Genomic DNA, 19,790 nt, shown 5'->3' on the forward strand with positions numbered 1-19,790 from the left:
AGCCGGCCGTCACCAGGACGTCGCGGAAACGTCCCCCGTGGCAGGGAAGGCGGAACCTGCGGTATACCCGGAGCGGTGGAAGAAATCCGGGCTGATCTCCTTCGGCCGCTCGCCGCCGCGTTGTCCGCTCACCCCGCCGATCGCCCGGCCTACACGGACGACACGCGCACCGTCACCTACGGACAGCTCGCCGAACACAGCGCGCGATACGCCACCGCACTCGACGTCGAGCGGGGTGACCGGGTGCTCGTCCACGTCGGCAGCCGCGTCGAGTTCGCCGAGTGCCTCCTGGCCGTTCTGCGCGCCTCGGCCGTCGGGGTTCCGGTCAGTACCCGGGCGACCGAGGCCGAACTCGCCCACATCGCCGACGACTCCGGGGCGACCCTGCTCGTCACCGAGGCGCGGCACGCGGACATGGCGCATCGGCTCGCCGAGAGCCGGGGCCTGCGGGTTCTCTTCGTGGAGGACCCGCCGGAACAACCGGGAGCACAGCCGAGAGACGACCTCGACCTCGACGAACCGGCCTGGCTGCTCTACACCTCCGGCACCACGGGCCGACCGAAGGGCGTCCTGCTTTCCCAGCGCGCGATGCTCTGGTCGACCGCCGCGTGCTACGTCCCGATGTTCGGGCTCACCGCGGATGACACCGTCCTGTGGCCGCTGCCGACGCACCACGCGTACGCCTTGTCGCTGGCCTTCGTCACGACCATCGCGGTCGGCTCCCACACCCGGTTCGCCGACGGCCTCTCCCCGGACCTCCTCGCCGCCCACCCCGGCTGCGTGCTGGCCGGCGTTCCGGCCACCTACCTGCGCCTCCGCCAGGAGCACGACGGCCCGCTCGGCGCACCGAGGCTGTGCCTGACGTCGGGAGCGCCGTGCACCCCGGCGACCCGAACCGCGGCGCGGGACCTGTTCGGTACCGACGTGCTCAACGGCTACGGGAGCACCGAGACCGGCGGCAAGATCGCCGTGGAAACCCCGGGCGAGGCCGGGCTGACACCGGTGCCCGGCGTCGAGATCCGGATCGACGACGGCGAGGTGCTCGTCCGCGGGCCGGGGCTGATGCTCGGCTACCACGGGCAGGCCGAGCCGCCGTTGCGCGACGGCTGGTACCCCACCGGCGACGCGGGCCGCCTCGAAGACGGCCGGCTCCTGCTCGACGGCCGGGTCGACGACGTGATCGTCTGCGGCGGGCAGAACGTCCACCCGACCGAGATCGAGGCCGTGCTCGAGGGGTCGGTCCGGGACGTCTTGGTGGCCGGGCGCCCCGACGACGTCGTCGGCGCGGTGCCGGTCGCGTTCGTGGTCCCCGGGCCGGACGGCTTCGACGCGGAGGAGCTGCGGCGGCTGTGCCTGAGCCGGCTCTCGCTCTACAAGGTGCCGGTCGCCTACATCGAAGTCGACGAGATCCCGCGGACGCCGTCGGGCAAGCCGCGTCGCAACGTCTTGTCGAGCGCGCCGAAACCCCTGGACTTGGCCGCGGTCGTCCGGGCCGAGCTGGTCGCGTTGTGCGGCCACGACGGCGGCGACGGCTGGCGGGACCGGCCCTTCACCGACCTCGGGCTTTCGTCGCTGGCCGGGGTGCAGTTCCGGCACCGGCTCACCGCGCTGACCGGCGTGCCCGTCCCGCACTCGCTGATCTACGACTTCCCGACGCCCGGCGAAGTGATCGCCGAGCTGGCCCGGCTCGCGTCCGGCGATGCGAACACGCCTGCGCGGGCACAGCCGGTGCCCGCCGCCGAGCCGATCGCCATCGTGGCGATGGCCTGCCGGTACCCCGGCGGCGTGCGCTCGCCGGAAGACCTCTGGCGGCTCGTCGCGGACCGGGTCGACGCGACGAGCGAGTTCCCGGCCGACCGCGGCTGGGACACCGACGACCTGTACGACCCGGACCCCGACGCGCTCGGCCGGTCGGTGACGCGCCGCGGCGGGTTCCTCGACGGCGCGGGGGACTTCGACGCGGGCGTGTTCGGCATCTCGCCTCGCGAGGCGCTCGCGACCGACCCGCAACAGCGGCTGCTGCTCGAGACGTCGTGGGAGGCGTTCGAGCGGGCCGGCATCGACGTCGCGACGCTGCGCGGCAGCGACACCGGCGTGTTCGTCGGGGTGATGAACGAGGATTACGCGAGCCGGTTCACCACCGCGCACGAACTCGAGGCGTGGCTGGGCATCGGCTCTTCGCACGCGGTGGCTTCGGGTCGGATCTCCTACACCTTCGGGCTGACCGGCCCCGCGTTGACCGTCGACACGGCCTGTTCGTCGTCGCTGGTCGCCGTGCACCTCGCGGCGAAAGCGCTGCGCGCGGGCGAATGTTCGCTCGCGGTCGCGGGCGGCGCGACGGTGATGGCGACCCCGCGGACCTTCCTGGCCTTCAGCCGCCAGCGCGGCCTGTCCCCGGACGGGCGGTGCCGGTCCTACGCCGCCGGAGCGGACGGCACGGCCTGGTCCGAGGGCGCGGGCGTCATCCTGCTGGAACGGCTGTCCGACGCGCGGCGGCACGGGCACCCGGTCCTGGCGCTCCTGCGCGGCACCGCGGTGAACGCCGACGGCGCGTCGAATGGGCTGACCGCCCCGAACGGGCGCGCGCAGCAGGCCCTGATCGCTTCCGCGCTCGCGGACGGCGGGCTGACCGCGGCCGACGTCGACGCCGTCGAGGGCCACGGCACGGGTACCTCCCTGGGCGACCCGATCGAGGCGGAGGCGGTGATCGCGGCCTACGGGCGCGGCCGGGGCGGCGACCCGCTGTGGCTCGGTTCGGTGAAGTCGAACCTCGGCCACACCCAGGCGGCCGCCGGGGTCGCCGGCGTGATCAAGGTGGTGGCGGCGCTGCGGCACGAACAGCTGCCGCCGTCGCTGTACGCGGACGAGCCGAGTCCGCACGTCGATTGGGCGAGCGGTGGGGTCGCGCTGCTGGACACGGCGCAGCCCTGGCCGCGCGCGGACCGGGTCCGCCGGGCCGGCGTGTCCGCCTTCGGGATCGGCGGCACCAACGCGCACGCGATCGTCGAAGAGGCGCCCGCGGAGGAAGTCCCGGCGCGGCAAGCGTTTCCGTCCGCGCCGTGGCTGCTCAGCGCGGCGGACGACGAAGGGCTGCGGCAGGTCGCGACGGGCCTCACCGAGGTCCCCGACACCGTCGACGTCGCTTACACCCTGGCCCGCCGGACGCCGCTCGCGCACCGCGTGCTGGTGCCCGCCGGGAACCCGGCAGCCCTGCGGGCCGTCGCCGAGGGCCGGGTGCCCGGCCGGACCGTGCGCGGCGGAACCCGGCTGGCCCTGCTGTTCAGCGGGCAGGGCGCGCAACGCGCCGGCATGGGCCGGGAGCTCGCCGAGCTGTTCCCGGTGTTCGCCGACGCCTTCGACGAAGCGTGCGACGCGGTCGGCGGCCCGGTGCGCGACATCGCGTTCGCCGGCGGCGAGATGCTGGACCGCACCGACCACGCCCAAGCCGCGCTGTTCGCCTTCGAAGTCGCCCAGTACCGGCTCTTCGAGTCCTGGGGACTGCGGCCGGACGTCCTGGCGGGGCACTCGATCGGCGAGATCGCCGCCGCGCACGTCGCCGGAGTGCTGTCCCTGCGGGACGCGGCGACGCTCGTGGCCGCCCGCGGCCGGCTCATGGCCTCGCTGCCCGGCGGCGGGGTGATGATCGCGGTGGAAGCCGCCGAAGCGGAAGTGACTCCGCTGCTGAGCGACGGCGTCGCGATCGCCGCGGTCAACGGCCCGCGCTCGCTCGTCCTCTCCGGTGAGGACGCCGCGACGACGGCCCTCACCGCGCGCTTCGGCGGCGGCACGCGCCTGCGTGTCAGCCACGCGTTCCACTCGCCGCTGCTGGACCCGATGCTCGACGAGTTCCACGACGTCGCCACCGAACTGAAGCACCACCGGCCGTCGTTGCCGCTGGTGTCGTGCCTGACCGGACAGCTCGTCGACGAGATCGAGCCCGGCCACTGGCGGCGGCACGCCCGCTCGGCCGTGCGGTTCGCCGACGCCCTGGCCACGATCGCCGCACCGGGCCCGGTCATCGGTCTGGAGATCGGCCCGGCGCCCGTGCTCAGCCGCATCGCGGCCGACGCACTGCCGGCGACGATGACGGGCAGCGGAGTGCTGGCCGCGGCCGGCGCGGTGCACACCGCGGGAGTCCCCGTCGACTGGCGCGCGGTGTTCGCCGGCAGCGGCGCGCAGATCACGCCGTTGCCCACGTACCCGTTCAAGCGCACCCGGTACTGGCTCGACCCGCCGTCGCCGGAGCCGGCCGGCGGCGACCACGCGGTCCTCGGCCCAGCCTTGGTCGCGCCCGACTCGCCGCGGATCGTGCACGGCGGCTCGCTCGGCCTCCGCCGCCAGCGGTGGCTCGCCGGCCACGTCGTCGGGGGAGCGGTCCTGGCCCCCGGCACGGCGTTCGTCGACCTGGCCCTGCACGCCGGCGGTGCGGCCGTCGAGGAGCTGACGATCGAAGTGCCGCTGCGGCTCGACGCGGGCGAGGACGTGCACGTCCAGGTCGTCGTGGACGGCCCGCGCATCGACGTCTACGCCCGGCGCCCGGCGGACGAGCACTGGCGGAAGCACGCGGGCGGACGGCTGCGCCCGCGCGGGTCGCTGCCGGACGGCTGGGCCGGGGCTTGGCCGCCGCCGGACGCGGTGGAAGCCGATGTCGCCGAGGGCTACCGTGCGCACGCCTACGGACCCGCTTTCCAAGCCGTACAAAGGTTGTGGACGCGCGAGGAGGAGTTCTTCGCCGAGGTGGAGTTCGCCCCGGACGTCGGCGGGCGGTTCGAGCTGCACCCCGTCCTGCTTGACGCGGCCGTGCACGCGACGGCGCTCGCCGAGGGACCGGCCGCCGAGCCGAGGGTGCCGTTCCTCTGGAGCGGCGTCGAGGTCTACGCGCCCGGAGCGCGGCGGGCGCGGGTGCACGGCGTCCGCCTCGGCTCCGGCGCCGTCCGCGTCGAGCTGTTCGACGACGGTGGGCAGCCGGTGGCCCGCGTCGAATCCTTGACGACGCGGCCGATGGCGGCCCGGGACACGATGCTCTACCGTCCACAATGGATTCCGATGACACCGGTCGCGTCACGGGAACCGGTGCGGGTGGTGGAAATCGGCCCCGGTGACGTCCGGGCGGCGACGGGCCGGGCGCTCGCCGTCCTCCACGACTGGCAGGAGCGCGGCGACCGGCTGCTGCTCGTGACCAGGAACGCCACCGGACCGGTCCCGGACCTCGCCGCCGCCGCGGTCTGGGGCCTCGGGTGCGCCGCGGCGGCGGAGTACCCCGGCCGGATCAGCATGGTCGACCTGGAGCCCGGCTTCCCGGTGGAGCGGGTGGCCGGCGTCGCCGGAGGCAGTGCGGAGCCCCAGATCGCCGTCCGCGAAGGAACGCCGCACGTGCTCCGGATCGCGCGGACGGCGCCGTCGGAAGGCCGGCCGTTCGGTCCGGAAGGGACGGTGCTGATCACCGGCGGCACGGGCGCGCTCGGCCAAGCGCTGGCCCGGCACCTGGTCACCGCGCACGACGTCCGGCACCTGCTGCTGGTGAGCCGGAGCGGGCCGTCGGCTCCCGGCGCGCGGGAGCTGCGGGCGGAGCTGGGTGCTTCGGGTGCGGACGTGCGGATCGTCGCCGCCGACGTCGCGGACCGGGCCACCGTGGCGGCGCTGGTCGAGAGCTGCGACCCGCCGCTGACCGCTGTCGTGCACAGCGCGGCGGTCGTGGACGACGGCGTCCTGGCCACGCAGACGCCGGAGCGCCTGGACACCGTGTTCCGGCCGAAGGTGGACGCGGCGCTGGTGCTCGACGAGGTGACCCGGCACCGGCCGCTGACCGCGTTCGTCCTGTTCTCGTCGATCGCCGGGGTGTTCGGCAAGGCGGGCCAGGCCAACTACGCGGCCGCCAACCGGGTCCTGGACGCGCTGGCGTGCCGCCGCCGGGCCGCGGGGCTTCCCGCGCTGTCGCTGGCGTGGGGGCTGTGGGAGCTGGGCACCGGCCTCGGCGACCGGATCTCGGAGGCGGCCCGGCGGCGCATCCACGCGTCCGGCATCGACGGGCTCACCGCGGAGCAGGGCCTGGCGCTGTTCGACGCGGCGCTCGGATCGGCCGAGCCGGTCCTGGTACCGGTCCGGTTCGACCCGTCGGCGGCGATGGCCCCGCCCACGGGCGGTTCGCGCGCCGCTGCACCGCGTCCCAGCTGGCCGGAGAACCCGGCCGAGCCCGAGCTGCAGGAGCTGGTGCGCGCGGAGGTGGCGGCAGTGCTGGGCCACCCGGACGCGGCGGTCATCGCCGACGACCGGTCGTTCCTCGAACTGGGCTTCGACTCCCTCACGGTGATCGAGCTGCGCACCCGCCTCGCCGGGCTGTCGGGGATCGACCTGCCGGCGACGGTCGTCTTCGACCGGCCGACCGTCGCGGAGCTGGCCGGATATCTCTCGGAGCGATCCGGCGAGGCGGTCTAGCGCCGCGCGCCCGGGGTTCGTTGACGGCGCGCGGCGAGTGCGAACGTCTTGAATGAGTCATTCAGGTCTTCGGAGGTCCTGAATGACTCATTCAAGACCTTTGGTCCGGGCTACGGAGCCAGGCTCGGGCTCGGCGAGCGCCCTGGCTCCGGCGCCCGAACGCCAAGCAACTCGCAACGCCCGACACCAGCGCCGTCCTAGTCGGCGACGATGCGGTGGCGCAGCTGTTCCAGAGTCTTGGTCAACAGCCGGGAGATCTGCATCTGGGAGACGCCGACCCGCTCGGCGATCTGGCTCTGCGTGAGCTCCTCGACGAACCGCATCTCGATGATCGCGCGTTCCCTGGGTGGGAGGCCCGCCATCGCGGCCTGCAGCGTCAAGTGGTCGTCGGCCTTGGTGTACGGGGATTCGTGGTCGGCCAGCTGGTCGGCGACCGTGGTTTCGCCACCGCCGCCGCGGGCGGGGGCGTCGAGGGACGCCGGCTTGTAGGCCTCGGCCGCGAGGAGTCCTTCTCGGACGGTCTCGACGTCGATGTCGAGGTGCGCCGCGAGCTCGCTGGGGGTGGGGGAGCGGCCCAGGTCGTGAGCCAGTTCGCCGGTCGCCCGGGCGAGGTTCTGCTGCAGCTCCTTGAGCCCACGGGGCACGCGCATCGACCACGCGGTGTCACGGAAGTGACGGCGGACCTCGCCCATGATCGTCGGCACGGCGAAGGACAGGAAGTCGCGGCCCTTGTCCGGGTCGAAGCGGTCGACGGCGTGGATCAGGCCCGTCCGCGCGACCTGCACGAGGTCGTCGAAGGACTCGCCGCGGCCGCCGAAGCGCTTGGCGATGTTCTCGGCCAGCTCGAGGTGCTCGGTGATGAGCCGGTCGCGCAGGTCGGTCCGCCGGGGGTCCTCGGCCGGCAGCCGGCTGTGTTCGTGAAACAGCGGAACGCAGTGGGCGAACTGGTTGACCCGCCGCGGCGTGGACACGACGAGCGTCGCGGTGGGTCGCTCCGGTGCTCTGACAACCATGGTGCCCACATACCCAAAGCCGTCCCGAATCACACGAACCAGCGATGGGGAGGCCGGGTATTGGTGCACTCGGAGTAACGAAGGTAAACGAGAGGCTAAGTGCGGTTCCCGCCGCAGGGCAGCGTTCCCGAGCGCAGGGCGTGGTTGCCGTCGTTCGTGTCGTCGGACCAGACGACCGCCTTGCGGCCGGCGACGCACGTCGACGGTGGGGCGATCGCGAAGCCCTCGTTGTTGTAGTTCGGCATCTTCGAGGGCCGCGCGTACGTCGCCGAGACCGTGAACTTGCCGTTGACGATCTTCAACGTCGCCGTCTTGCCGTCGCACGTGTCGTCGCAGACCGACCAGAGGCGGCCCGTTTCCGGGTCGAACTCCAGCTCCATGACCTTCGGGAACCCGGACGCGATGGTCGCCACGCGGGTGAATCCGCCGCCCGCCTGGTCGAGCGCGTAGGCGTAAATCTTGCCTTCGTCCTCGAGACCGACGAAGTAGAGGCCGGTGCCGTGGCCGGCGTAGGCAGACGGAGAGTAGAGCGCCTTCGTGTGGTCGTCGCGGAACCCGCCGGCGGTCAGGAACGCGTCGGGGACCCAGGTGATGCCCTCGAAGCCGCCGTTGTCGTCGACCGAAGGCAGGTCGCCGGTGAGGTCCCACTCCGCGACCGCGTCGAGCGACTTCGACGACGAACCGGTGTCGAACCGCAGCACCTTCAGCAGGCTGCCGTCCTCGTCGTTGTCGCGCTCGGTCGCGGCGAACACACCGTCCGGCGTGGCCACCACGCCCTCGGCGTCCGGGTCACCGCCGCCGCCCCGGTAGTGCAGCTTCTTGCCGGACGGCCAGCCGCTGTCCGGAGCCCACGTGCTGCCCTGGCGCACGAGCCGGTACAAGGTGCCGGGGCCGTTCTTGACGGCCCACAGCACGTCGGCGCCCGCGAACGAGAGTCCGCTGAGGTTTTCGCCGAAGACACCGGCGGAGTCGGCGACCGTGACGGCCGGATCGCCGGGCCACTTCGCCGTCGCGGCGGCCTGCGCGCTCCCGGGGGAGGCGGCGAGCAGCGCCGAAAGGAGTATCGCGGGTGCGACGAACCGGGGGGAGATACGCACGTCGTGCTCCTGGAGGCCGAGGGGGCGGGCAACGCGGCGTCGTCCAGTGATGATCTTGACGAAGACGACTGTACCCACCGGGTGCACCGGCGCACATCCTCCGAACGGCCTGGGCCATTCGGGTCGGGTCCACTGTGGACCGATTCGGTTCGACGACGTGGTCGAATTCGCCGATACTTTCGCTCCCGGCGGGCAAGCCGTTACACTCCCGTGCTGGGAGCGCTCCCAGGTCGACTGTCCCTGTCGGTTTCTCCAGGAGGATCGGTATGACCCGGCGTTTTCTCCGGGCTGTCGTGGTCGGCTTGCTCTTCGCTGCCTGCGTCGTCGCCCCAGTTCCCAGCACGGCCACAGCCGGCACAGCCGGCACCACCGCGGCCGCCACACCCACGCGGATCATGGCACTCGGCGACTCCATCACCGGCTCGCCCGGCTGCTGGCGCGCCCTGCTGTGGAAGCACCTGCAGGACACCGGCCACAGCGACGTCGACTTCGTCGGCACCCTGCCCGCCCAGGGCTGTGGCTTCACCTACGACGGCGAGAACGAAGGCCACGGCGGGTTCCTCGCCACCGGCATCGTGCGGGACAACCAGCTGCCCGGCTGGCTGTCGGCGAGCCGGCCGGACATCGTCCTGATGCACCTCGGCACCAACGACGTCTGGAACAACGTCCCCGCGACCACGATCCTCGACGCCTACACGACGCTGCTCGGCCAGATGCGGGCGAGCAACCCGGCGACGAAGCTCGTCGTCGCCAAGATCATCCCGATGAACCCGGCCAACTGCGCCGCCTGCGCGCAGCGGGTCGTCGACCTGAACAGCGCCATTCCCGCCTGGGCACAGGCGCACAGCACCGCCGCCTCGCCGATCACCGTTGCCGACCAGTGGACCGGGTTCGACACCGCGGCCGACACCACCGACGGCGTGCACCCGAACAGCACCACCGGCATCCAGAAGATGGAAAGCCGCTGGTACCCGGCGCTGGTCGCGGCCCTGCCCACCAGCACGGCGGCCGCGGGCCTGCACGTCAGCGGCACCCAGGTCGTCGAGGCGAACGGCGCGGCGTTCGTCATGCGCGGCGTGAACCACCCGTACGCCTGGTACCCGAGCCAGACCGGCGCCTTCGCGGACATCAAGTCCTTCGGCGCCAACACCGTGCGCGTGGTGCTCGGCAGCGGCCAGCGGTGGGGCCCGACGTCGGCCGCCGAGGTCACGAACGTCGTCTCGCTGTGCAAGCAGTCCCGGCTGATCTGCGTGCTGGAAGCGCACGACACCACCGGGTACGGCGAGGAGGGCGCGGCCGCGAGCCTGGACCAGGCCGCGAGCTACTGGATCAGCGTCGCGAGTGCGCTGAAGGGCCAGGAGAACTACGTCGTGATCAACCTGGGCAACGAGCCGTTCGGCAACAACCAGCAGGTGAGTGCGACCTGGGCGAGCGCGACGAGCAACGCCATCGCCCGGTTGCGTGGTGCCGGGCTTCAGCACCTGCTGATGGCCGACGCGCCGATGTGGGGCCAGGACTGGCAGAACATCATGCGCGACGACGCCGCTTCGGTGCTGGCCGCCGATCCGCAGCACAACACGGTGTTCTCCATCCACATGTACGGCGTCTACGACACCGCGGCCGAGATCACCGGGTACTTCGACGCCTTCCGCACCGCCGGTCTGCCGCTGGTGGTGGGCGAGTTCGGGAACATGCACACCGACGGCAACCCCGACGAGGACACGATCATGGCCCAGGCGCAGGCCCGCGGCCTCGGCTACCTCGGCTGGTCGTGGAGCGGCAACAGCAGTGACGTCGCCTACCTGGACCTGGTCAACTCGTTTAACCCCGCCAGCTTGACCGTATGGGGAGAGCGCTTTCTCACCGGCGCGAACGGCGTCCGGCAGACGTCGAAGGAAGCCACGATCTACGGCGGCGGCACGGCGGACACCGTGGCACCGACGCCGCCGGGCACGCCCGCGGCCTCGGCCGTGACGTCGACCGGCGCCACGCTGAGCTGGAGCGCCTCGACCGACAACGTCGGCGTCACCGGCTACGACGTCCTCCGAGCGACCGGCAGCAGCACGTTCGCCCTGGTCGGCTCGGCCGCCACGACCACGTTCACCGACTCCGGCCTGGCGGCTTCGACCACCTACCGGTACCAGGTGCGGGCCCGCGACGCCGCGGGGAACGTCTCGGCGAACTCCGCGACCACAACGGTGACGACCGGTGCGGGCGGCGGCACGGGCACGTGCAAGATCGGCTACTCTGCGCCCGCCTGGGGCGGTGGCAACGGGTTCACCGCCGGCGTGACCATCACCAACACGGGCACGAGCCCGGTCACCGGCTGGACGCTGGCCTTCACCTACACCGCCGGCCAGCGCGTGACCCTGCCCGGCTGGGGCGCGACCTTCGCCCAATCCGGCGGCGCGGTCACCGCCACCAACCTGTCCTGGAACGGCACGCTGGCTCCGAACGCGTCGACCGGCATCGGCTTCAACGGCACGTTCACCGGGTCCAACCCGGCACCGGCCTCGTTCACCCTCAACGGAAGCATCTGCACGACCAGCTGAATCCGTCCACACCAGACAAGGAGAAGAGTATGTTCACGCTGAGTCGCAGGCTGGTCGTGGCCGCCGTGGGCGTCCTGGTGGTGGGGTTGCTGCCAGGCGTCGCGGCGGGGGAGACCGCGCCGACGTTCGACAAGCTGAACCGCGGGGTGGTCAGCGTCCACACCGCGAAGGGAAACCAGGTCGGCTGGCGGCTGCTCGCCGACGACCCCGCCGGGGTGGCCTTCGCCGTCTACCGCGACGGCACGAGGGTGACCCAGACGCCGGTCGGTGGACCGACCGGTTACCTGGACGCGGGCGCTCCCGCCGGGGCCCGGTACAGCGTCCGGGCCGTCGTCGGCGGCGTCGAGCGGATGTCGGCCTTCGCCGCCGAGGATTCGCTGACGCTGGACAGCACAGCGGCGGCGAGCACCCGGGACGTGCCTATCCAGCTCCCGCCCGGCGGCACGACGCCATCCGGGGAGAGCTACACCTACGCCGCGAACGACGCGAGCATCGGCGACCTGGACGGCGACGGCCAGTACGAGCTGGTGCTGAAGTGGGATCCCAGCAATGCCAAGGACAACTCGCAGTCCGGCTACACCGGGGACGTCTACGTCGACGCTTACCGGCTGGACGGCACGCGGCTCTGGCGGATCGACCTGGGCCGCAACATCCGCGCGGGCGCGCACTACACGCAGTTCCAGGTCTTCGACTACGACGGTGACGGCCGGGCTGAAGTCGCGATGAAGACCGCGGACGGCACGCGGTCCGGCACCGGGCAGGTCATCGGCAGCGCGAGCGCGGACTACCGCAACTCGAGCGGCTACATCCTGTCCGGACCCGAGTACCTCACGATGTTCAACGGCCAGACCGGCGCCGCGATGTCCACCGTGAACTACGACCCGCCCCGCGGCACCGTGTCCTCGTGGGGCGACAGCTACGGCAACCGGGTGGACCGGTTCCTGGCCGGGACCGCGTACCTGGACGGCTCGCACCCGAGCCTGATCATGTCGCGCGGCTACTACACCCGGACCGTGATCGCGGCCTGGGACTTCCGGGGCGGCGCGCTCACCGAGCGGTGGAAGTTCGACTCGAACTCGGCGGGCTCGCAGTACACCGGCCAGGGCGACCACCAGCTGGCCATCGCCGACGCGGACGGCGACGGCCGCGACGAGATCGTCTTCGGGGCCATGGCGATCGACGACAACGGCAGTCCACTGTGGAACACCCGGCTCGGTCACGGCGACGCCATGCACGTCGGCGACCTGATCCCGAGCCGGGCCGGCCTGGAGGAGTTCAAAGTGGATGAAGACACGTCGAAGCCGGCCGCCTGGATGGCCGACGCGAAGACCGGGCAGATCATCTGGCAGAACGCGTCGTGCTCCTGCGACAACGGACGCGGTGTGTCGGACGACATCTACGCGGGCAGTCCCGGCGCCGAGTCCTGGTCGTCGGCGGTGTCCGGGCTGCTGAACACCAGCGGGCAGAACATCGGGCGCAAGCCGTCCTCGACGAACTTCGTCATCTGGTGGGACGGCGACGCCCAGCGCGAACTGCTCGACGGCACCCACATCGACAAGTACGGCACCGGCGCCGACACCCGGTTGCTGACGGCGTCCGGGGTGCACGCGAACAACGGCACCAAGAACACGCCGTCGCTGCAGGCGGACCTGTTCGGCGACTGGCGCGAGGAGGTCGTCTGGCCGACGTCGGACAACCGGGCGCTGCGGATCTACTCGACCGCGGACCCGACGAGCATCTCGCACGTCTCGCTGATGCAGGACCGCCAGTACCGGGAGGCCGTGGCGTGGCAGAACACCGCGTACAACCAGCCGCCGCACCCGGGTTTCGCGCTGGCGAAGTGAGCGAAAACGGAGGCTGCGACGTAGGCTGACGCGCCGGTGGGAGCGCGACGGTGGTGGTGTGGATGGGCGAGGCACGGGCGGACGCCCGGGACACCGCGTGGTCGCTCGCGGCCAGGGTGCTGGACGAGCTCGACGAGCTCACCGGCGCCCTGGTCGCCGTCATCGTCGAGCAGAACCCCGGCTACCGGACGGTCGACGTCGTGCCCGACGACGACCTCTGGCGCTCCTGCCACGACAACCTCCGCCGGGTCCTGCAGCTGATCGGCCGGGGCCCCGAGACGGCCGAGGACCTCTACGACGCGGCGAAGGCGACCGGGCGGCGCCGGGCCGAACAGCAGCTGCCCCTCGACGACGTGCTGCGCTCGTTCCGGATCGGCGGGCGGCTGGTCTGGCAGGCCCTGACCGAGAAGGCGCGGGCGACCGGGTACGTCAACAACGAGGCGATGCTGGACCTCGCGACCCGGGTGTGGGAGGTCGTCGACGCCACGTCGGCCCAGGTGGCGCTGGCCTACCACGTGGCGGAGCGGAGTTTCGTCCGCGCGGACGAGCAGCGGCGCGCGTCGCTCTGGGAGGGGCTGCTGCAGGGCCGGGCGGCGGACGCGGGGTTCGCCTACGAGGCGGGCCGGGCGCTGCGCCTGCCGATTTCGGGACCCTACGTCGTCGTCGCGGCCGCGGGTCCCGGCGACGCCGCCTTCGCCGAGCCGCTCGGCTCCGCGCTGGAGGACGTCGGCTCCGCGTCGGCCTGGCAGTCGCGCGCGGACGTGCTCGTCGGCCTGGTCTCGCTGCCGGGCCGAGAGGTCGCAGACGCCGTCGGCGCGATCGGGTCCGTGCTGACCGTGCCGGCCGGCGTGTCCCTGGTCGTCGACGGGCTGGCCGCCGTGCACACGGCCTACCGCCAGGCGGTGCTGGCGATGCGGACGGTGCCGCCGGGCCACGTCGACGTCGTGTGCCTGGCCGAGCGGCTGCCCGAAGCGCTGCTGCTCAGCTCGCCCGAGCTGACGGAATCGCTCCAGCAGAACTGGCTGGGCGGCCTGCTGGACCTGCGGGCGGTCGAGCGCGGCCCGCTGCTGGAGACCCTCTCGACGTGGGTGCGCACCGGCGGCTCGGCGACGCGCTCGGCGCAGGCGCTGCACTGCCACCGCAACACCGTGCTCAACCGGATCCACCGGATCGAAGAGCTGACCGGCCGGTCGCTGACCGGCGGTGACCTGGCCCTGGAGCTCGCTCTGGTCGTCCGGGCGCTGCCTTTCCTCCCGCCACCGCGCGTGCCGTGACCGGTACCCGCTGTGCACAGTGCACAACGACACTAGGCCAAATGTAGGCACTCAGATCCTTCATTCGGCGGCGTGATGTGTGCAACACTCCGGCCGGCGGTGCTCAGGCCCGCGCTTCTCCCACACCGTCGTTCGAGAGGTCCCAGCCGCTCATGCCCGAACACGACCCTTCCGGCCCCCCACCCGGGTCCGAGCCGCGCTCCATGGCCCGCCGCCGCTTCCTCGGTTTTGTGCTCGCCGCGCCCACGCTCGCCGTCGCCGCGCAGGTCGGGGGCGCGGAGCTGGCGCCGAGCAAGGCCGACGCCGCGATCCCGTCGCTGCCCCAGCCCGAGGACATCTTCGACCTCGGCGATCTGCAGAACCTCGCCGCGCTGCCGACTTCCGGCCTGATCAGCGTGCAGATCGGGGCCGACGGCCGGGCCGCGTTCGCCGTGCCGCGCGCCGAGGTCGGCCAGGGGATGACCACCGCCGTGGCGATGATGATCGCCGAGGAGCTCGACCTCCCGCTGGACAAGATCGACGTCACGCTCGCCGACGCCCGGCCCGAGCTGCTGATGAACCAGCTGACCGGCGGCTCCAACTCGATGCGCAGCATCTACACGCCGGTCCGGACGGCCTCGGCGATCGCGCGGCAGCGGCTGATCGCCGCGGCCGCCGCGAAGTGGGGCGTGCCCGCGTCGCAGCTGACGACGTCCGGCGGCGTCGTGCGCGGCTCCGGTCGAACCGCGAGCTACGGGTCGTTGGCGAAAGCAGCCGCCTCGGCCACGACGATCAGCGTCGCGGCGACGCTCAAGCCGCGGTCGCAGTTCAAGGTGCTCGGCACGCCGCAGAACCGCCTCGACGCCCACGCCGCGGTCACCGGCACCAAGCAGTTCACCCTCGACATGGACGTGCCGAACGCGTTGCCGACCATGGTCGCCCGGCCGCCCACGATCAACGGCACCCCGCGCGCGATCCTCAACGCCGCCGAGGTCAAGGCGATGTCCGGGATCACCGACGTTGCCGCGATCTCGCACGGCGTGGCGGTGCGCGGCCGCACCTTCGGCCAGTGCATCGACGCGATCCGGGCGCTGAAGGTGACCTGGGGAGCGGGCACGGTCGACGGCGAGTCCGACGCGACCGTGCTGAAGAAGCTCAAGGCCGCGCAGCTGCCGATGGCCGTTCCCGGCCTGCTCAACCAGTACATCGACGCCGAGTTCACCTTCGCCGCCGCCAGCAACAGCCCGCTGGAGACCGGCGCCGCGATCGCCGACGTCCGCGCGGATCGCGCGGAGATCTGGTCGTGCCTCAAGGTGCCGATCGTCGCCCAGGAGGAGATCGCCAAGCTGCTGGGCATGCCGCAGGACGCGGTGAAGGTGCACGTCACCCAGGGCGGCGGGTCGTTCGGCCGCCACCTCTTCCACGACGCGGCCGCCGAAGCGGCGGAGGCGTCGCAGAAGATGGGCAAGCCGGTCAAGCTGATGTGGTCGCGCACCGACGACTTCCGTCAGGGCCGCATCCACCCGATGTGCGTGTCGCGGGTGCGGGCGACCTACCTGCTCGGCAACGTCGTCAGCTTCGAGCAGCGCCACACGAGCGTGCAGACGGAGTTCAGCCACGGGCTGGGCGAGATGATCACCGCGACCGCCGCGAAGCTCCCGATCGCCGGCAACCTCAGCTTCGCCGAGTCGATCTTCCTGCTGAGCCAGTCGTCGCCGTACAACTTCGGCGTCACGACCCAGCTGCTCAACGAGATCCCGCTGAAGTTCAACACCGGCAGCATGCGCAACATCTATTCGCCCAACGTGGTCACCGCCGAAGAGCTCGTCGTCGACCAGCTGGCGAAGAAGTTCGGCAAGGATCCGGTCGTGTTCCGGCGCGAGTTCCTCAAGGACGACCGGCTGCGCGCGGTGCTGGACAAGGCCGTCCAGGTCGGCAACTGGGGCCGGGCGATGCCCGCCGGCACGGCGCAGGGCATCGCGCTGCACGCCGAATACCGCGGCGCGGTCGCGGTCCTGGTGGAGATCGACTGCCGGCCGGAGACGGTCAACCGCAAGGTCCGCGACGGCGTCACCGGCCCGCGCGTGACGAAGGCGCTCGTGGTCGTCGACCCGGGCTTCGCGATCAACCCGCGTGGCCTCGAGGCGCAGATGATCGGCGGGCTCAACGACGGCATCGCGATGTGCCTGACGTCCAGCCTGCACATCAAGGACGGGCTCCCGCTGGAAGGCAGCTGGGACAACTACTTCTACACGCGCGAGTGGAACACTCCGCCCGAGACGCAGGTCGTCGTCATGCCGAACACGTCGTCGAGCCCCAGTGGTGCGGGCGAGCTCGCGGTGGCGCCGTCGTTCGCCGCCGTCGCCTGCGCCTACGCCCGCGCGGTCGGCAAGATGCCGACCTCGTTCCCCATCAACCACGGCACGATCAGCTTCGAGCCCCTGCCGCCGCAGCCGTCCACGCCGCCGTCGCCCACCGACGGCCTCGACCACGCCTACTAGGAGCCCGCTGTGCCGAACCAAACCTTCAAGGTCAACGGCCGCGTGGTCACCGTCGACGCCGACGACGACCTCCGGCTGCTGTGGGTCCTGCGCGACCTGCTGGGCATCACCGGCCCGAAGTACGGCTGCGGGCTCGACGTCTGCAAGGCGTGCACCAGTCACATCAACGGCAAGGCGTTCAACCCGTGCTCGGTGCGGGTGGCCGACATCAAGGAAACCGACGAGATCACGACGATCGAAGGCCTCCCGGCGACGGTGGGCAAGGACCTCCACCCGATGCAGGAGGCGTGGCTGGACCGCGACGTCGCCCAGTGCGGCTACTGCCAGCCCGGCCAGATCATGGCGGCGGTGGCCAAGGTCCGCCAGGCGCAGGCGGCGGGCCGGGACATCACGGACGCCGACCTCGACGAGATCCGCAACATCTGCCGGTGTGGGACGTACGCCCGGATCCGCGAGGCGGTGAAGGCGGGCGCGGAAAACATGTGACCCGGTGATCGTCGTGAGTGAGAAACAGGGTTAGAACACTGTTTCTCACTCACGACCTCGCCGCGGCAGGGACACTCGGCGGCCGGTTCGAGTGGGCGGCTTCGATCGGGTGGACGGCTCTCCTCTAGCGTGAGGGGCCCGCCTCCCGCGCCTTCGCACGTCTGGATCCCTCGTGTCCTCCGTTCTCTCCGTCCTGCGCACCCGGCCGGCCTGGCTGTCGCCGAAGGTCGCGCGCGTCGAAATCCTCGCCGGCCTGGTCGTCGCGCTCGCGTTGATCCCCGAAGCGATCTCCTTCTCGATCATCGCCGGGGTCGACCCGAGCATCGGCCTGTTCGCCTCCTTCACGATGGCCGTGGTGATCTCCGTCGTCGGCGGCCGCGCGGCCATGATCTCCGCGGCGACCGGCGCGATCGCGCTCGTCGTCGCGCCGCTCGCCCGTGAGCACGGCCTGGGCTACCTGGTCGCCACCGTGATCCTCGGCGGGCTGTTCCAGATCGTGCTCGGCTCCCTCGGGGTCGCGAAGCTGATGCGGTTCGTGCCGCGCAGCGTCATGGTCGGGTTCGTCAACGCCCTCGCCATCCTCATCTTCCTGGCCCAGGTGCCGGCGCTGATCGACGTGCCGTGGCCGGTCTACCCGCTCTTCGCCGCCGGCCTGGTGATCATGGTGCTGTTCCCGAAGCTGACCCGGGCGGTGCCGGCGCCGCTGGTGGCCATCGTGGCGCTGACCGCGCTGACGATCGCCGCCGGCATCTCCGTTCCGACGGTGGGGGACAAGGGCGCGCTGCCGTCGTCGCTGCCGGTGCTGGGCATCCCGGACGTCCCGTTCACCTGGGACACACTGACGCTGCTCGCGCCCTACGCGCTCGCGTTCGCGCTGGTCGGCCTGATGGAGTCGCTGATGACCGCCAAGCTGGTCGACGACATCACCGACACCCGCTCGAACAAGACCCGGGAGGCGATCGGGCAGGGCATCGCCAACGTCGTCACCGGGATCTTCGGCGGCATGGGCGGCTGCGCGATGATCGGCCAGACGATGATCAACGTCCGGACGGCCGGTGCCCGCACCCGGCTTTCGACGTTCCTCGCCGGGTCGTTCCTGATGGTGCTGTGCCTCGTGTTCGGCCCGGTCGTCTCCGACATCCCGATGGCCGCGCTGGTCGCGGTCATGGTGCTGGTCGCCTTCGGCACCTTCGACTGGCACAGCATCGCCCCGGCGACGCTCAAGCGGATGCCGGCCGGCGAGATCACCGTCATGGTCGTGACGGTCGCGATCGTGGTGGCCACCAGCAACCTGGCGATCGGGGTGGTCGCCGGCAGCATCACGGCGGTGGTCATCTTCGCCCGCCGCGTCGCCCGGCTGGTCGACGTCACCGCGGCCACCGACCCCGACGGCACCCAGGTCGTCTACGCGGTGACCGGCGAGCTGTTCTTCGCCTCCAGCAACGACCTCGTCTCGCGGTTCGACTACGCCGGCGACCCGGACAGCGTCGTCATCGACCTGACCGACGCGCACATCTGGGACGCCTCCACCGTCGCCGCCCTGGACGCGGTCACCGCCAAGTACGCCGACCGCGGCAAGTCCGTGGAGATCACCGGGCTCAACACGCCCAGCGCGACCATGCACGGCCGGCTTTCCGGCGAGCTCACCGGGAGCCACTGACCGGCGCGGGGTCGATGCCCAGCAGCGACACGAAAGCACTCGCCGCCGGGGTCGGGTTGGCCGCCGCCCAGATGACGTATTCGACGCGGGCCGGGGCGTCGGTGATCTCGATCGTCACCACGCCCGTCAGCTGTGGTGCGTACCCGGACGGCAGCATCGCCACCCCGAGGCCCGGACCGACCAGGCGCGCGAGGTAGTCCGCGCTGGTCACCTCGTACGCGACCTCGCGATCCAGGCCCGCCGCCGCGAACGCCTGGTCGGACTGGGCGCGTCCGGCCGTGCCCGCCGGGAGGTCGACGAACACCTCCGACGCCAGGCGCCGCAGGCTGACCATCGTTTCGCCGGCCAGGGGGTGGTCCGGGGCGACCACCGCGATCAGGTGCCCGCGACCCAGCTCGTGGACCGCGACGCCACTCGGGCGGGCCGTCGTGGGCAGGCCGAGGAACGCCACGTCGAGGGTGCCGTCGCGGACCTGCTCGATGAGGTCGTCGCTCGCGCCCATCCGGAGGCTGATGCGCACCGGCGGGAACCGGTCGTGGAACTCGCGCAGCGCGGCCGGGACGTCGGCCGCGGTGACCGTGGGGATCAGGCCGACGGCGAGCCGCCCGCGCACCTCGCCGATGGCGGCCGCGACCTCGGCCGCCGCCCGCTCCGCCGCGTCGAGGCACTGGCGCGCGGCCGGCAGGAACGCCTCGCCCGCCGGGGTCAGCCGCACGCGGCGGCTGGTCCGGTCGAACAACCGCGCGCCGAGTTCGCGTTCCAGCCGTGCGACCTGATGGCTCAGCGCCGACTGGACGACCAGGCACCGCTCGGCGGCGCGGGTGAAGCTGGACGTCTCGGCGATCGCGACGACGTACCGCATCTGCTGGAGTTCCACCCGTCCATCTTGGATCACGATCGCAGCGGTGACGAACATGTGTTGGACTCATGGATCCGTTTCGGGTGGACT

The 19,790-nt window shown here is 72.0% G+C and carries 10 protein-coding genes; 7 read left to right on the plus strand and 3 right to left on the minus strand.

Annotation, left to right across the window (positions count from 1 at the left end; genetic code table 11):
- The first annotated feature begins 75 nt into the window (after positions 1–75).
- Positions 76–6,435 (plus strand): type I polyketide synthase, encoded by a 6,360-nt coding sequence (locus AB0M59_RS03920; RefSeq protein ID WP_364608103.1) that lies wholly within the window; start codon positions 76–78, stop codon positions 6,433–6,435.
- 197 nt (positions 6,436–6,632) lie between these two features.
- Here AB0M59_RS03920 and AB0M59_RS03925 read toward each other — a convergent pair whose 3' ends face one another.
- Both AB0M59_RS03925 and AB0M59_RS03930 read right to left on the minus strand, forming a co-directional pair.
- Positions 6,633–7,448 (minus strand): SigB/SigF/SigG family RNA polymerase sigma factor, encoded by an 816-nt coding sequence (locus AB0M59_RS03925; RefSeq protein WP_364608113.1) that lies wholly within the window; start codon positions 7,446–7,448, stop codon positions 6,633–6,635.
- A gap of 95 nt (positions 7,449–7,543) precedes the next feature.
- The gene (locus tag AB0M59_RS03930; protein WP_364608118.1) at positions 7,544–8,545 is read right to left on the minus strand and encodes a hypothetical protein; all 1,002 of its coding nucleotides are present in this window, start codon (positions 8,543–8,545) and stop codon (positions 7,544–7,546) included.
- Positions 8,546–8,811: 266 nt separating this feature from the next.
- Between AB0M59_RS03930 and AB0M59_RS03935 the strand changes: the two genes are divergently transcribed.
- From AB0M59_RS03935 to AB0M59_RS03960, 6 genes are all read left to right on the plus strand, one after another.
- Positions 8,812–11,097, plus strand: a complete 2,286-nt coding sequence (locus tag AB0M59_RS03935; protein ID WP_364608122.1) for a cellulase family glycosylhydrolase — start codon at positions 8,812–8,814, stop codon at positions 11,095–11,097.
- 29 nt (positions 11,098–11,126) lie between these two features.
- On the plus strand, positions 11,127–12,941 hold the full coding sequence (locus AB0M59_RS03940; RefSeq protein WP_364608129.1) for a rhamnogalacturonan lyase: 1,815 nt from the start codon (positions 11,127–11,129) through the stop codon (positions 12,939–12,941).
- A 62-nt stretch (positions 12,942–13,003) separates the two neighbouring features.
- Positions 13,004–14,215, plus strand: a complete 1,212-nt coding sequence (locus AB0M59_RS03945; RefSeq protein ID WP_364608136.1) for a helix-turn-helix domain-containing protein — start codon at positions 13,004–13,006, stop codon at positions 14,213–14,215.
- A 203-nt stretch (positions 14,216–14,418) separates the two neighbouring features.
- Entirely contained in the window at positions 14,419–16,695 is a 2,277-nt protein-coding gene (locus tag AB0M59_RS03950; RefSeq protein WP_364608141.1) for a molybdopterin cofactor-binding domain-containing protein, read from the plus strand.
- Positions 16,696–16,704: 9 nt separating this feature from the next.
- Positions 16,705–17,181 carry a (2Fe-2S)-binding protein gene (locus AB0M59_RS03955; protein WP_364608144.1) on the plus strand — a complete coding sequence of 159 codons (477 nt, stop codon included), beginning with the start codon at positions 16,705–16,707 and terminating at the stop codon, positions 17,179–17,181.
- A 172-nt stretch (positions 17,182–17,353) separates the two neighbouring features.
- Positions 17,354–18,841: a SulP family inorganic anion transporter gene (locus AB0M59_RS03960; RefSeq protein ID WP_364608148.1), complete on the plus strand. Its 1,488-nt coding sequence runs from the start codon at positions 17,354–17,356 to the stop codon at positions 18,839–18,841.
- Here the strand turns inward: AB0M59_RS03960 and AB0M59_RS03965 are convergent.
- Entirely contained in the window at positions 18,825–19,718 is an 894-nt protein-coding gene (locus tag AB0M59_RS03965) for a LysR family transcriptional regulator (RefSeq protein WP_364608153.1), read from the minus strand. The two genes, AB0M59_RS03960 and AB0M59_RS03965, sit on opposite strands and share 17 nt — an antisense overlap.
- Between the last annotated feature and the right edge of the window lie 72 nt (positions 19,719–19,790).

The organism is Amycolatopsis sp. NPDC051371 (assembly GCF_040682155.1).
Classification (GTDB): Bacteria; Actinomycetota; Actinomycetes; order Mycobacteriales; family Pseudonocardiaceae; genus Amycolatopsis.

Bases quoted from the DNA above. Each gene is read 5' to 3' on its own strand.
- AB0M59_RS03925 (WP_364608113.1), bottom strand. From the start codon at position 7,448: ATGGTTGTCAGAGCACCGGAGCGACCCACCGCGACGCTCGTCGTGTCC.
- AB0M59_RS03935 (WP_364608122.1), top strand. From the start codon at position 8,812: ATGACCCGGCGTTTTCTCCGGGCTGTCGTGGTCGGCTTGCTCTTCGCT.
- AB0M59_RS03940 (WP_364608129.1), top strand. From the start codon at position 11,127: ATGTTCACGCTGAGTCGCAGGCTGGTCGTGGCCGCCGTGGGCGTCCTG.
- AB0M59_RS03945 (WP_364608136.1), top strand. From the start codon at position 13,004: ATGGGCGAGGCACGGGCGGACGCCCGGGACACCGCGTGGTCGCTCGCG.
- AB0M59_RS03950 (WP_364608141.1), top strand. From the start codon at position 14,419: ATGGCCCGCCGCCGCTTCCTCGGTTTTGTGCTCGCCGCGCCCACGCTC.